General features: G+C 64.8%; 6 protein-coding genes. 5 read left to right on the top strand and 1 reads right to left on the bottom strand.

All coding sequences use genetic code 11. The features are described from left to right. The first annotated feature begins 99 nt into the window (after positions 1-99). Both GYM54_RS15465 and GYM54_RS15470 read left to right on the top strand, forming a co-directional pair. Entirely contained in the window at positions 100-1,065 is a 966-nt protein-coding gene (locus GYM54_RS15465; protein ID WP_131649450.1) for a TAXI family TRAP transporter solute-binding subunit, read from the top strand. A 151-nt stretch (positions 1,066-1,216) separates the two neighbouring features. Further along, the gene (locus tag GYM54_RS15470) at positions 1,217-3,763 is read left to right on the top strand and encodes a TRAP transporter permease (protein ID WP_197444878.1); all 2,547 of its coding nucleotides are present in this window, start codon (positions 1,217-1,219) and stop codon (positions 3,761-3,763) included. Between the two features lie 451 nt (positions 3,764-4,214). Here GYM54_RS15470 and GYM54_RS15475 read toward each other — a convergent pair whose 3' ends face one another. Further along, positions 4,215-5,900 carry a Na/Pi cotransporter family protein gene (locus tag GYM54_RS15475; protein ID WP_197444879.1) on the bottom strand — a complete coding sequence of 562 codons (1,686 nt, stop codon included), beginning with the start codon at positions 5,898-5,900 and terminating at the stop codon, positions 4,215-4,217. Between the two features lie 226 nt (positions 5,901-6,126). Between GYM54_RS15475 and recC the strand changes: the two genes are divergently transcribed. The 3 genes from recC to recD all read left to right on the top strand — a co-directional run bounded on the left by recC (position 6,127) and on the right by recD (position 15,218). Next, on the top strand, positions 6,127-9,441 hold the full coding sequence (recC, locus tag GYM54_RS15480; RefSeq protein ID WP_197444880.1) for an exodeoxyribonuclease V subunit gamma: 3,315 nt from the start codon (positions 6,127-6,129) through the stop codon (positions 9,439-9,441). 181 nt (positions 9,442-9,622) lie between these two features. Further along, entirely contained in the window at positions 9,623-13,168 is a 3,546-nt protein-coding gene (gene recB, locus GYM54_RS15485) for an exodeoxyribonuclease V subunit beta (protein ID WP_197444881.1), read from the top strand. A gap of 196 nt (positions 13,169-13,364) precedes the next feature. Further along, complete coding sequence (gene recD / locus GYM54_RS15490) at positions 13,365-15,218, top strand: exodeoxyribonuclease V subunit alpha (RefSeq protein WP_197444882.1); 1,854 nt, start codon at positions 13,365-13,367, stop codon at positions 15,216-15,218. The last annotated feature ends 65 nt before the right edge of the window (positions 15,219-15,283 follow it).

The raw sequence follows: 15,283 nt of genomic DNA on the forward strand, positions 1-15,283 counted from the left end.
CGTTACGTGTGAAACCGATGGCCTGCTAGACTCCCAACTTCTCGCCAAATGCTCACGAGGTGCGGCGAGGCAATCCAACAACCAATAAGGAGTGAATCCGTGAAAGGCAAATCCTTGGCATGGATATTTTCCGCCGCGTTGGCGGGGACCGGTCTGAGCGGTGTGGCTCAGGCGCAAGAACAATTCGTGACCATCGGTACCGGTGGCCAAACGGGTGTTTACTACGTTGCTGGTCAGTCGATCTGCCGCTTCGTCAATCGCAATGCTGAAGGCGTCAAGTGCAACGCGCCAGCCAGTGGCGGCGGTGTGGCCAACGTCAACGGACTGCGTAGCGGTGAGTTCAACTTCGGCATCATGCAGTCGGACCATCAATACAAGGCGATGGAAGGTCTGTCGCCGTTCGAGAAAGAGGGCGCGATGGACGACATCCGCGCGATCTTCTCCCTGCAGAGCGAAGTTTTCACCGTATTGGCGCGCCGTGACGCCAACATCAAGGGTCTGGACGACCTCAAGGGCAAGCGCGTCAATATAGGTAACCCCGGTTCCGGCCAGCGCGACACCCTGGAAGAAATCATGAAAGTGAAGGGCTGGGACCAGTCGGTCTTCAGTCTCGCAGCGGAACTCAAGCCGGCCGAACTGGCCAGTGCGCTGGGTGACAACAACATCGATGCCATGACCTACTTCGTCGGTCACCCCAACGGCGCGATTCAGGAAGCCACCACCACCGTCGATGCGGTTCTGGTACCGATCACCGGCCCGGAAATCGACAAGCTGCTGGCTGAGAAGACCTACTACACCAAGGCTGAAATTCCGGGCGGCATGTACGCCGGCAACGACAGCGCAACCCAGTCGATCGGTGGCAAGGCGGTGCTCTCCACCACTTCCAAGGTCGATGCTGAAGTTGTCTACAAGCTGGTCAAGTCGGTGTTCGAGAACATCGAGCGGTTCCAGCGTCTGCACCCCGCGTTCAAGGACCTCAAGCCGGAAGACATGATCAAGGTCGGCCTGTCCGCGCCTTTGCATGAAGGCGCCGAGCGCTACTACAAGGAACGTGGCTGGATGTAATGACCTGGCAGACCGCTGAAGCTGCGGTCTGCTATCAGGTTTTGCTGCATCGATGCGGCGGGCGTTGACCCGCGGCATTCGCCCGAAAACCCGTGAGCCCGGTGCCACGGGTTTTCGTGGTTCCGTTACTTGAAAAAACAGGCCTCATTCCATGCAAGACAACCAACTGTCCACCGAAGAGCTCGTTGCCAAGGACGTCGGCGCGCGAATGCCCGAAGGTGCCATGGCGAAAGCGATCGCGGGCCTGGCCCTGCTCTGGTCGCTTTTCCAGCTGTGGATCGCCTCGCCGCTGCCCTTCATGCTGCGCTTCGGTGTGCTCAATGACACCGAAACCCGCTCCATCCATCTGGCATTTGCGCTGTTGCTGGCGTTTCTGGCCTATCCGGCGTTCAAGCGTTCACCGCGCGATAGAGTGCCGTTGATCGATATCGCGCTGGGCCTGGTGGCTGCCGCCAGCGCCGCTTATCTTTTCATCTTTTATCAACAGCTGGCGCAGCGCCCGGGCAACCTGACGACCGCCGATCTGGTCACAGCCTGCATCGGCATTCCTCTGTTGCTGGAAGCCACTCGCCGCGCACTCGGCCCGCCGCTGGCGATCATCGCGCTGATATTTATCATCTACAGCCTGGCTGGTCCTTATATGCCGGGGCTGCTGGCGCACCGCGGAGTGAGCTTCACCGCGATGGCCAACCATCAGTGGATCACCACCGAGGGCGTGTTCGGCATCGCCCTGGGCGTATCCACCAGTTTCGTCTTTCTCTTCGTGCTGTTCGGCGCGCTGCTCGAACGCGCCGGTGCCGGGCACTACTTCATCCAATTGGCGTTCAGCCTGCTCGGCCACATGCGTGGCGGGCCGGCCAAGGCAGCAGTCGTCGCTTCGGGCATGACCGGTCTGATTTCCGGTTCCTCGATCGCCAACGTGGTCACCACCGGCACCTTCACCATTCCGATGATGAAAAAGGTCGGTTTCTCCAAGGAAAAAGCCGGTGCGGTGGAGGTGGCGTCCTCGGTCAATGGCCAGATCATGCCGCCGGTGATGGGGGCTGCGGCATTCCTGATGGTCGAGTATGTCGGCATTCCCTATGTGGAAATCATCAAGCACGCCTTCCTGCCAGCGGCAATTTCCTATATTGCGCTGCTGTACATCGTGCACCTGGAAGCGCTCAAGCAGAACATGCAGCCGATCGGCACGCACCAGCCCAAACCCTGGCTGCGCCGCCTGACCGGCTTTGCCTTCGGTGCGGCGTTGATTTCCGGACTCTCGCTGGCCGTCTACTACGGTCTCGGCTGGCTCAAGCCGGCCCTTGGCGATTACGCGCTGCCCGGCATTTCGGTGCTGCTGACGCTGGTTTATCTGGCGCTGCTGAAAATCGCAGCGAGCAATCCGCCATTGCCGGCTGAGGATCCGGACAAGCCGCTGGAAGAACTACCGAACACTCGTGCGGTGCTGCTTTCGGGGCTGCACTTCCTGCTGCCGGTTGTAGTACTGGTCTGGTGCCTGATGATCGAGCGGCTGTCACCCGGCCTGTCAGCATTCTGGGGCACGGTAATGCTGGTGATCATCCTACTGACCCAGCGTCCTCTGCTCAGCTGGATGCGCCGCGACGGTCACCAGCACGGCGGCTTCGTGGATGGCATCGTCGACCTGCGCGAAGGTCTGATCGCAGGCGCGCGCAACATGATCGGCATCGGTATCGCCACCGCGGCGGCGGGCATCATCGTCGGTGCGGTCTCGCAGACTGGCGTCGGTCTGGTGCTGGCCGATCTGGTCGAAATGCTGTCGATGGGCAATCTGTTCCTGATGCTCCTGCTCGTCGCGGTCTTCAGCCTGATCCTTGGCATGGGCCTGCCGACGACCGCCAACTACATCGTGGTGTCCAGTCTGCTGGCGCCGGTGGTGGTGGCGCTGGGGCAGCAGAACGGGCTGATCGTGCCGCTGATCGCCGTGCACCTGTTCGTCTTCTACTTCGGCATCATGGCTGACGTCACGCCGCCCGTGGGGCTGGCCTCGTTCGCGGCTGCCGCGGTGTCCAAGGGCGACCCGATCAAGACCGGGGTCACGGCGTTCTATTACAGCCTGCGCACCGCCGCGCTACCGTTCCTATTCATCTTCAATACCGATTTGTTGCTGATCGATGTCGGGCTCTGGCATGGCATCCTGATTTTCCTGGTCGCCACTGGTGCGATGCTGGTCTTCGCCGCCGGTACTCAAGGCTACTTCCTGGTACGTAACCGCTGGTATGAAAGCGTGCTGCTGTTGCTGGTGGCCTTTACCCTGTTCCGGCCAGGCTTCTGGATGGACATCGTGCATGACCCCTACCGCGACATCCCGCCGGCGCAATTGGTACAGGCGCTGGAAGCCGTGGACGAGGACAGCCAGCTTCGCCTGCGCATTCGCGGCGAGGACGCGGTGGGCGACGCGCGGGAATTCAGCCTGTTGGTGGCAATTCCGAATGGAGCGACCGGCGAGGAGAAGCTGGAAAAGCTTGGCCTCATGACCTATGAGCAAGACGGCAAGGTGCTGGTCGACAGCGTCACCTTCGGCAGCCCCGCCGCCGAGCTGGGCCTGGAGTTCGATCAGGAAATCCTGGCGGTCCGCGCGCCCACCGATCGTTGGGCCAAGGAATGGATGTGGCTACCCGGCCTCGCGCTGTTCGGCCTCGTCGTCTGGATGCAGCGGCGTCGTAAGTCGAGCTAACTCGACTCACCGTTCAGTGTCACTCGAACCCCGTTCATGCGCATGCATGGGCGGGGTTTTTTCTTGCTGTCGCAGCGCCAGCCTCAAGCAGTGAGTGAGCGAACCGGGGTCAAGCGCAAGGGCGGAATCAGGACCAAACCAGAAATATCTATCCCATAACGCAATGCTGTTCTTAAGTAAGTTCGCCCCGAGGTCGGGCCTTTCATAAAAGCACCGGGTGTTCACCTCGCCCTAGTGGACGCGCCGTCGCGGCGAATGCGAGCAGAAGCCAGCCAAGAGCGGAAAAAATCCTCGCCCAGAGTCGGGCCTCCCACAAAAGCGGCAGATACGCGTCCAACCTGTGGGAGGCGCGCCCTCGCGGCGAATACAGGCCGCAGGCCTGTCCGAAATGCAGGCGTGCCTTGATCGACAGCGCTTATTGAACGGCATGCTCCTCATGGGCAGGCCTCGCCTATGCAGGCCTGCCCGGCAGATGATGCTCGGCCGGCGCCGCGTCATGGGATGTTTCGGCCGACGGTCGGTTCTTGCCGCTACCTGCGCCGTCCAGCGCCGCATAGGCCGCGCTGCAGAACAACGAGTTCAGCCGCTTCATGTCGGCGATCAGCTCCAGATGCGCCGCGCTGGTTTCGATGCTTTCGACCACCTGCTGATGCAACCGATGGACATGCGCATGGGCCAGTTCGCGTTCACGCTTGCGAAATTGCCGCTTCTGCTGCAGCAGTTGCCGCGCGCTGTGCGAATCGCCGGACAGGAATACCGACAGGCCGAGGCTCAGGTTGGCGCTGAGCAGGGCGTGCAACTGGCTGAGCTCATCCAGTCCGCTGTCGGAGAACGAGCGTCGCTTGGACGTCTTGATGTTCTGCACCTTGCCGAGCATGTGCTCGATGATGTCGCCAGCCTGTTCCAGGTTGATCGCCAGCTCGATGATTTCCGCCCAGCGCAGGCTTTCCTGCTCGGCCAGATCTTCACGCGGCATGCGCGCCAGATAGAGCTTCACGCCGCTGTAGAGCGCATCGACATCGTCATCCAGGCGACGAATCTCCTCACCCGGCTCCGGTCGGTCCTCGCGTAGCACTTCCAGCAGGCGCGCCAGCATGGTTTCCACCAGATCACCGATGCGCAGGGTTTCGCGTACGGCGTTGGCCAGGGCCAGGCTGGGCGTGTCCAGAGCGGTCGGGTCCAGATGGCGCGGCTGAGCGATACCGCCATCCAGCACACGTTCCGGCAGCAGGCGCTCGCATAGCCTGGCCATCAGGCCCACCGTGGGCAGCAACAGCACGCAGCGCGCCGTGTTGTAGACCAGATGAAAGGCGATGACCTGAGTCTGCGCGCTGTAGCCGAGCGTCGCCATCCACTCGACCAGCATTGGCAGGAAGGGCAATACCACCAGCCCGGCGAGTTTGTACAGCAGATTGCCCAGCGCCACGCGGCGTGCAGATGCCGGTTGCGCGGTGGCGTTGAACCAGGCCAGTACGCCACTGCCGACGTTGGCGCCAATCACCACGCCGAGCGCCACCGGCAGGCTGATCAATCCGGCGCTGGCGAGGGTCGCGGTGAGCAGCACCGCGGCGAGGCTGGAGTAGGAGAGCACCGCGAACAGCGCGCCCACGACCACCGCCAGCAAAGTGTCGCCGGCCAGCGACGAGAACAGTACGCGCATGCCGCGCGCTTCGGTGATTGGCGCGGCGGCCTGGACGATCAACTGCAGGGCCAAAATGATCAGCCCCAGGCCGATCAGTACGCGCCCGAGCTGGCCAGCGCGGGTCTGCTTGCGCGACAGAAACAGACAGACTCCGACCAGCGTGAGCACCGGCGACAGCCATGACAGGTCCAGCGTCAGCACCCGCGCCATCAACGCCGTGCCGACATCCGCGCCGAGCATGATCGCGAGGGCGGTGGGCAGCGCCATCAGCCCCTGCGCAACGAACGAGATCGCCAGCAATGCGGTCGCGTTGCTGCTCTGTACCAAAGCGGTGACGCCGATGCCGGCGGTGAACGCCATCGGCGCGTTGGCCATGCTGTGGCCGAGCAGCCGCCGCAGATGCGAACCATAGACCCGCATGATCCCGGTCCGCACGATATGCGTGCCCCAGACCAGTAATGCGATGGAGGAAAGCAGGTGCAGCAACGTCAACATCAGTGTGGTTCTCCGGCGAGCGGCAACGGCAAGCGTCTGCGCCGAGCGACGCGATACGAATCGAGGGATATCCGGTTGACCTTCGCGCTGTAGTGCCGTTCAAGAAACTGTCATGACTGGCCGGCGCGACGCAGGTTGTCGCGAGGCCGGTGCACGATGGCGCAGTCACTCGCTAGCCGGGCGGGTGGTCTGTAACCTACCCACTTCGCTTTTCAATGGTCTGCCCATGCTCAGTCTCTACCACGCTCCCGATCTGGAAACCCTCGGCGAACTGGCGACCACCTTGCTTGCCCAGCCACTGAGCGATCCTTTCGCGCCGGCACTGGTGGTGGTGCCGAGCCAGGGCATGGGCCGTTGGCTGACGCTGGAGCTGGCGCGCAAGCAAGGCATCGCCATGCAACTGGAAATGCAGCTGCCGGCCAAGTTCGTCTGGGATCTGAGCCGCACGGTGCTGGGCAGCCTGCCGGAGCAATCAGCCTTCTCGCCGACGGCGCTTACCTGGCGCCTGTACGGCTGGCTGTGCGAGCCGTCCAACCTCGAACTGGCGCCCCGCCTGGCGCAATATCTCGACGGCGGCGACGAGCGCCGGCGGCTGAGTCTAGGGGCGAAGATCGCCGATGTTTTTGACCAATACTTGCTCTACCGCGACGACTGGCTGGCGGCTTGGGAACGCGGCGATACCCTCGATCTTGGCCCCGACGAAGCCTGGCAGGCGTTGCTCTGGCGCGAGCTGACCAAGGACGGCCATCCGCATCGCGCCCGTCTGCTCGACGACCTGCTGCAGCGTCTTTATAGCGACGAACCCTTGCCCGGCTTGCCCGAGCGGCTGCTGGTGTTCGGCATCAGCAGCCTGCCGCCGCACCACTTGCGCGTACTCGATGGTCTGGCTCGGCATGTCGACGTGGTCGTCTGCGCGCTCAACCCGAGCCGCGAGGCTTGGGGCGAGATCCGCGATATCCGGGAGCTCGCGCGACAGCCAGAGAGCGGTGTCGATGATTGGTATCTCGACGTCGGCCACCCTCTGCTGGCGAGCCTCGGCAAGCAGGGCCGCGACTTCTTCGATTCGCTGTTCAGCCTCGCGACGAGCGAAGGTCGTCAGGAAATCGGCCTGTATTCCGAAGACGACGACCTGCGCGACGACAGCCTGCTGCACGCGCTACAGAACGACATTCTGCGTCTGCGCACCCGCATGCCCGACGAGCGCATGATCCTTGTCGAGGATGACCGCTCGCTGGAGGTGCATATCGCCCATTCGCCGTTGCGCGAGGTGGAGATTCTTCACGATCAGTTGTTGGCACGCTTCGCCGCCGATCCGGCGCTGAGCTCGGATCAGGTCGTGGTGCTGACCCCCGATATCGAGCGTTACGCGCCCTTTATCGAAGCGGTGTTCGCCCCGCGCGAGGGCAGCCCTCGGATTCCTTACAGCCTCGCCGATCGCAGCCTGCGCGCCGAAGTGCCGTTGATCGAGGCTTTCCTCGAATTGCTGATGCTGGCGCAGAGTCGTTTCGCCGCCGAGGAAATCCTCGCCTGGCTGGAGCAACCGGCCATCGCCCGTCGCGCCGGGATCGAAAGCGAAGACCTGCCGCTGCTGCGCGACTGGCTGCGCGAGGCGGGTGTGCGCTGGGGCCGCGATGGCAGCCAGCGGGCGCGACTGGGCTTGCCGGACGAATCCGCCTTCACTTGGCGCCAGGGGCTGGATCGGTTGCTACTGGGCTTCGCCGCGCCGCCGCAACTGGCCGGCGACTCTGCTCCGCTGCTCGGTGAACATTGGCCTCTGGACGCGCTGGAGGGTGCGCGAGGCCAGCTGTTGGGTCGGCTGGTGGAGTTCGTCGAACGGCTCGGCAAACTCGCCGATCAGCTGGCCCGTCCGCGCCCGCTGGCCGAATGGGCGGACGACCTGCAAGTGCTGCTCGATACCCTGTTCGACGAGCGCGAGGCCGGCGACACCCTGCTGCTGTTATCCCAGGCCTGCGCCTCCTTGCGCGACCAGGCGCAGGCCGCGGACCTCGAGCGCCCCATCGAACTGGAACTGGTGCATCAACAACTCAGCGCCGCACTGCAGCAGGGCGGCGGCGCCTCAGGTTTTCTCACCGGTGCGGTGACCTTCTGCACCATGGTGCCGATGCGCAGCCTGCCGTTCCGTGTGGTCTGCCTGCTCGGCCTGGACGACGGCGCCTTTCCACGGAGAACGCCGCCGTCGGGCTTCGACCTGATCGGCCGCCACCCCCGGCGCGGCGACCGTGCACGGCGGCTGGATGATCGCTACCTGCTGCTGGAGACGCTGCTCTCGGCGCGCGAGGCGCTGTACCTGTCCTATGTCGGCCGCGACCCGCGCGACAACGCCGTCTTGCCACCTTCTGTATTGCTCAGCGAGGTGCTCGAAGCCGTCGACATGACCGCCGTCTGCAAGAGCGAGCCCGCTCGCGATCCTGCTCGCACCGATGCCTCGCAGCCGAAACAGCCCAAGGCCAGCGAGAAGATTCTCGTCGCCCACCCATTGCAGCCGTTCTCGCCAAACAATTTCGGTGGTGCCCCCAGCGCCGGTTACTCGCTGCCCTGGTTCCGTGCCGCCCAGCGCCTGGCCGAGCCGCCGCAGACACAAGTGCAACCCTTTACCAGCCTGCTCGCCGAGCCCGACGAGGCCTGGCTGACCATTGAGCCGTCCCAGCTGTTGCAGTGCTTCCGCCATCCGTCGCGCTTCCTGCTCGAACAGCGCCTGGGTCTGCGCCTGGCCGATGACCAGGAGGCGCTTGCCAGCGATGAGCCCTTCGACCTGGAATTGCCCGCCTGGAACGGCCTGCGCCGCCTGTCGCTGCAAGCGCTGGAGCACGGCTGGAGCGATGAGGAAGAGCGGCGCATGGCCTGTGCCGCCGGCTGGCTGCCCACTGGCGAACTGGGCCAGGCGCTGTGGGGTAAGTTGCGCGGCCCGGTGCGCGCGTTCGCTCCGCGACTGTTCGAACTGCGTCCCGACGACATACCCGAACCGCTGCCGGTGGACATCACCCTGGCGGGCGTGCGTATTCACGGCTGGCTCGACGGCGTGACGCCGGGCGGGCTGTTCGGCTGGAAGCTCGGCCGTCTCGGCGAATGGGACCTGCCGCCGTTCTGGCTGCGCCACTTGCTGCTCAACCTCGCCGCCACGCCCGGCATCGAACGCAACAGTTTGATGCTGTCGCCGGCCGGTGACTGGCAACTCCGCCCGCTGGCAAACGCCGCGCAACTGCTTGAACCCTGGCTCGCCGCCTATCGATGTGCGATCCGTGAACCGCTGCCGCTGTTGCCGCGCAGCAGCCATGCCTTTGCCAAGGGCTATCGCAAGCCGGCCCGCGGCAGCGAGCCGCTCGAGTGCGCCCGCAAGCGCGCCCGCGAAGCCTGGCTGGGCGCCGAGTTCAGCCCCATAGCCGCCGAGTCTGAAGACCCGTGGAATGCTCTGGCGTTTCGCGACCGTGATCCGCTGGATGAACGCTTCGAAACCTTGGCCGAACAGTTGATCGGTCCGGCGCTGGATGCCCTGGCCCAGGACGAGGAGCAAGACGCATGAGCCTGTCGATTTTCTGCCTACACCGTAGGGTGCGCTCCGCGCACCGCATGCGTCGATGCCTGGTGGTGCGCGAAGCGCGCCCTACGAAAAGCTCGTGCACTGTGGAGTGGTCCCTCCGTGGCCGTACCGCATCGTCGCGAAAGCGTGCTGATAAACCCCATGCCGCCTCCGGGGGGTTCGCATGAAATTGGACTTGCTCGATTCGCCCTTCGACGGCCGCTCGCTGATCGAGGCCAGCGCCGGCACCGGCAAGACCTGGACGCTTACGGCGCTCTACGCCCGCCTTTTGCTGGAGCGGCAGCTGTCGGTGGGGCAGATTCTGGTGGTCACATACACCACCGCTGCCACCGCCGAGCTGCGCGAGCGTATCCGCGCGCGGCTAGCCGATCTGCTGGCAGTCTATGCAGGCACGCCCAGCGATGACGACTTTCTCAATCGCCTCCATGCCCGCTACCCGGACGACGCCTCGCGGCGGCGCCTGCTGCTGGCCGTGCACGGGTTCGACGAGGCGGCGATCTTTACCATCCACGGCTTCTGCCAGCGCGCCCTGCAGGACGCGGCCTTCGAGGCGGGCGGCGACTTTGATAGTGAGCTGACCGCCGACGACCGCGAGATCATCGATGCCCTACTCGCCGATGCTTGGCGCAGCGAGCTGGCCGATGCCGATCCAGCCTGGGCGCGGTTTCTGGCCAAGAGCCGGATCACCCCGCTGTGGTTGCGCCAGCGTTTGCGCAGCCATCTGAGCAAGCCCTATCTGCGTGTCGAGCCGCAGGGGGCGCCGGTCGCGGCTGACCTGCGTCCGGTCGAGGCGGCCTGGCATCGGGCCGCGGCGCTCTGGCAAGAGGCCGGCAAGGCCTGGATCGCCGAGCTTTTCGCCCACGGCGGACTCAGCCAAAGCACCCACAAAAGCATCAAGTTCGAGCTTTGGCAGGGCGAGCTAGACACCTATTTCGCCGATCCGGCGGTGATGTTCGATCTACCCGAGGGTGCCGCCAAGTTTGGCGTGCGCGCCCTGAGCAAGGCCTGCAAAAAGGGCTTCGATGCGCCCGTCTGCGAGCTGGCCCATGCGCTAGACGAGCTGGCTGACCGGGTGGCCGAGGCGCTACCGGCCGGCAAGCAGCGGTTGATCGCGCTGCAAGTGGCGCTGCTCGAACGGCTCAACCGCGAACTGCCGGAGCGCAAGGCGGCGCAGCGGCTGCTGGCCTTCGACGATCTGCTCAATCGCTTGAATCAGGCGCTGCAAGGACCAGTTGGCGAGGATTTGGCGGCCTCGCTTCGCACCACTTACCCGCTGGCGCTGATCGACGAATTCCAGGACACCGACCCAATCCAGTACGCCATCTTCAACCGCATCTACGCCAAGGGCAGTCCGGCATCGCTGTGCTTTGTCGGCGACCCAAAGCAGGCGATCTACGCCTTCCGTGGTGCGGACCTGGCGACCTACATCACCGCTCGCAACCAGGCCGACCGACCCTACAATCTGCCGACCAACTACCGCTCCACGCCGGCATTGATCGCTGCGCTGAATCAGCTGTTCGACCATCCGCAACCGTTCGCCCAAAGCGACCTGCAATACCCGCCGGTGGGCGCCGCTGAGAAATCGCGTGCCAGCCTGTGCCTGGTAGAAGAGGGTGAGGCGGCGCCGTTGTCGCTGGTCTGGCTTGGCGACGATCCGCTGGGCAAGGGCGAGGCCGCGCAACTGGCGGCCTGCGACACCGCACGGCGCATCGCCCTGCAGCTGGCTGCTGCTGGCGAAGGTCGTGCCGGTTTTGAAAAGGACGGCGTGTTCACGGCACTCAAGGGTGGCGACATCGCCGTGCTCGTGGCGAATCACCGTCAGGCCGGCATGATTGCCGACGAGCTGGCCGCCCGCGGCGTGCCCAGCGTGCGTCGCGGGCGCGACAGCGTCTGGCGCAGCGAAGAGGCGACCGAACTTGCCGCGGTGCTGGCCGCCTACGCCGAGCCGGGTCGCGAGGGTTTGCTGCGTTACGCCCTGGCTACGCGCCTGCTGGGCCGCAGCGCCGCCGATCTCGCGCGCTGCCAGGACGACCAGCAACAGTGGGACGCCGAGCGTGAAGCGGCCGAGCGTTATCACCAGCTCTGGCAGCAACAAGGCTTCATGCGCGTGTTCCGTGCCTGGCTCGACGAGCAGGCCGTGGCCGAGCGGCTGCTGGCGCGGGTTGATGGCGAGCGTCGGCTGACCAATCTGCTGCACCTGGGCGAATTGCTGCAGGCCGAGAGCTTGTTGCGCCCCGGCCTCGAACCCTTACTCGCCTGGTTCAACGCGCAGCGCGGCAGCGAAGGCGCCGGCGAAGAAGCGTTGCTACGCCTGGAAAGCGATGCCGAGCGGGTACAGATCGTCACCATCCACACCAGCAAGGGCCTCGAATACCCGCTGGTGTTCTGTCCTTTCCTCTGGGACGGCAAGCTCCTGGGCAAGAACCGAGACAGCGCCCGCTGCCACGATGACAGCGGTCAGCCGCTGCTGGATTTGGGCAGCGACGAACTGGAAGAAAACCTCGAACGTGCCCGGCAGGAAGTCTTCGCCGAACAGCTGCGCCTGGCCTACGTTGCCCTGACCCGCGCCCGTGACCGGCTTTGGCTGCATTGGGGGCCAGTGAGCCTGCCTAAAGCGAAAAAGGATGGCAGCCTGCCGGACGAAGGCCTGCACAGCAGTGCTTTGGCCTGGCTGCTGCACGGTCGGGCGTTGCCCGGCAATGACGGGCTGAAAGAGCTCGGCAATCATCTGGCCGACGTGAACTGCGCCAGCCTGCGTACCGCCATCGAGCGGCTTGTCGCGGTAAGCGAAGGCAGCATGGCGCTGCTATCGCTGGAGCAGCACGAAGCCAGCGCCCAGGGACCGGGTCGCGCCGCACCTCCACAGCAGTTGTCGCAGCTCAACCGCAGCCTGCACAGCGCCTGGCGCATCGGCAGTTTTTCCGGTCTGGCCGCCGGGATGCATATGGAGGCGCCAGATCGCGACGCCCTGGCGATCCCCAATGCCGGCGAGCCGGGCAGCGGCTTCTTCGCGTTCCCGCGCGGCGCACGGGCCGGTACCTGCCTGCACGCGATCCTAGAAGATTGGGCGCGGGGTAAGGGCGAGCTGCCGGAGCTGATCGAGCCGGCGTTGCAGGCCTATGGGCTGCCGGTGGAGTGGAAAGAGATCGCCTCCGCCCATCTGCAACAGGTCTTGGAGACCGACCTGGATGGGGCTGGTCTGAGCCTTTCCGGCCTGCAAGCCGCGCGGCGATTGCCCGAGCTGGGCTTCACCTTTCCGGTTCAGGATCTCGATGTGACGCGCCTGCGTACGCTGCTGACAGACCCGGCCAACGGCCTCGCCGGACCTCTGCGCGAGGCGGCGGCTCGCTTGGAGTTCGACAGCCTAAAAGGTTTTCTCAAGGGCTTCATCGACTTGACCTTCGAGCATGATGGCCGCTGGTACATCGCCGACTACAAATCCAACTGGCTTGGCCCGGACGCCAGCTACTACGGCGGCGAGCGGCTGCTGCAGGCGCTGGCCGGCGAGCACTATTACCTGCAATACCTGATCTACCTGGTGGCGCTGCGCCGCTTTCTGCGCCAGCGCCTGGCAGACTTCCGCGACGAGCAGCTGGGCGGTGCCTTCTACCTGTTCCTACGCGGGATGCCCGAGGCTGGCGTGTACTTTGCGAGGCCGGACGATGCGCTGCTCGATGCGTTGGATCGGCTGTTCGAGGAGGGTAGATGATGCGAGACGCATGTTCTGTGAAGTGGGGCGAGCAGAGGTTTGCCTCAGCACAACGCCCATGTGGTGCACTTCTTGGTGGGCTAAAGCCCACCCTACAGGTGGCAAGCCTGGAGCCGGCGCGCTCCAACTTTTCTGTAGGGTGGGCTTCAGCCCACCGCGTGAACGGCGCGACGCCTACCGCGTGGGGGGACGTGCGATGACGCTTCGCTCGGACCTGCCGCTCGGCCCGTTGGAACGTGCCTTCATTGACGGTTTGCGGCGCCTCGATCCTGAGGCCGCGGAGCCGGTGCTACTCGGCGCCGCGCTGTGTTGCGAGGCGCTTGGTAACGGCGACGTTTGTTTGCAATTGGGGAGCCTGGCCGGCAAACGTCCCTGGCCGGATCACGATGTCAGCCTGCCGCCACTCGCTAGCTGGCGTGAGCAGCTGACGATATCCCCGCTGGTCGGTGGGCCCGATGACTACGCACCGCTCACGCTCGTCGGCGACCGCCTCTATCTGTCCCGTTACCAAGCTTACGAACAGCAACTGGCCGAACAGCTGCTGTCCCGCTCGGCGGATGTGCCGGAGGTAGACGAACCGCAGCTCAGCGAGAGTCTGGCGCGATTGTTCGCCTTCAATCAGCAAAGCCCCGACTGGCAGCGGTTGGCTGCGGCGCAGGCGGTACGCCGTCGGCTGGCAGTGATTTCTGGCGGCCCCGGCACGGGCAAGACCACCACCGTGGTGCGGTTGCTGGCGGCGCTGCTGGAACAGCCTGGCGGCGAGCGTTTGGCGATTGGTCTCGCAGCGCCCACTGGCAAAGCGGCGGCGCGCATGGCCGAGGCGATTCGCAATGCCAAGGCCAATTTGCCGATAAGCGATGCGCTCAAGGACGCGCTGCCGGACGAGGCGCGCACGCTGCATCGCCTGCTCGGCAGTCGCGGCGACAGCCCGAAAGTGCGCCACGACGCGGCCAACCCGCTGGCACTGGACGTGCTGGTGGTGGACGAGGCGTCGATGGTCGATCTGGCGCTGATGGCCAAACTGGTTGTCGCGCTGCCGCCAAAGGCACGGCTGATCCTGCTCGGCGACAAGGATCAACTAGCCGCGGTGGAGGCCGGCGCGGTGTTCGCCGAACTCTGCGAAGGGCGCGGCTTCGACGCCCAGGCAGCGGGTGATTTGCAACGCATCACCGGGCAAAGCGTGCCGGTTGAGACGCCGCGCTCGCGCCTGGGTGATGCGGTGGTGCTGTTGACCCACAGCCATCGCTTCGCCGGCGACAGTGGCATCGGCGAACTGGCGCGGCGGATCAACGGCGGCGACGCCAAGGGTACCGTCGCGTTGTTGCAGGAAGGTCGCGCCGATCTGGCCTGGAACGCGGCGCCCACTTCCGCTGCGCTGATCGAACGGCTGGAGCAGGGTTATGCGCCTTACCTGCAGGCCGCACGGCAAGCGGACCCGATCGCTGCATTCGATGCCTTCAATGGCTTTCGCGTACTGACTGCTCAGCGCGAAGGCACCTTTGGCGTGACCGGTCTCAACGAGGCGCTGGAGGCGCGCTTCAAGCGGCACCTCGGCGTGCCGGCGCGCGAACGCTGGTATCCGGGCCGTGCGGTGATGGTGCGGCAGAACGATTACGCGCTGGGCCTGTTCAACGGCGACATTGGTCTCTGTCTGAAAACCGAGTATGGCCTGCGCGTGTTTTTCGAGGGGGATGACGGTTATCGCGGCTTCGCCCCGGCGCGGCTGCCGAGCCATGACAGCGCCTTCGCCATGACCGTGCACAAAAGCCAGGGCTCGGAGTTCGATGAGGTGCTACTGGCGCTGCCGGAACAACCCAGTCCACTGCTGACCCGCTCGCTGTTCTACACCGGCATTACTCGAGCCAAGCGCAAGGTGGAAATTTGGGCGCTGCCGGCGCGTCTCGCCGAGGCGGTAAACACCCGTGCCGAGCGAGCTGCGGGTTTGGCTGAAAGACTGGTACTACACGAGGCAGCGACCAGAGCCACAGAAGAGCCTCTACCGGGCTCCTCTGCAACCGAGCCGACGGGAAATCAGCTCAGCTTGTTCTGAGCGTGCACAGCTAAGTCAGCATGATCGCAGCGCATCGCAACTTGTTTCGTGAAGCGGTTGTGCGT

This window comes from Pseudomonas sp. MTM4, assembly GCF_019355055.1.
Lineage (GTDB): Bacteria > Pseudomonadota > Gammaproteobacteria > Pseudomonadales > Pseudomonadaceae > Stutzerimonas.

Excerpts from the sequence above, each read along its gene's own strand:
- recC (WP_197444880.1), top strand. The coding sequence starts at position 6,127 with ATGCTCAGTCTCTACCACGCTCCCGATCTGGAAACCCTCGGCGAACTG.
- GYM54_RS15475 (WP_197444879.1), bottom strand. The coding sequence starts at position 5,900 with ATGTTGACGTTGCTGCACCTGCTTTCCTCCATCGCATTACTGGTCTGG.
- recB (WP_197444881.1), top strand. The coding sequence starts at position 9,623 with ATGAAATTGGACTTGCTCGATTCGCCCTTCGACGGCCGCTCGCTGATC.
- recD (WP_197444882.1), top strand. The coding sequence starts at position 13,365 with ATGACGCTTCGCTCGGACCTGCCGCTCGGCCCGTTGGAACGTGCCTTC.
- GYM54_RS15470 (WP_197444878.1), top strand. The coding sequence starts at position 1,217 with ATGCAAGACAACCAACTGTCCACCGAAGAGCTCGTTGCCAAGGACGTC.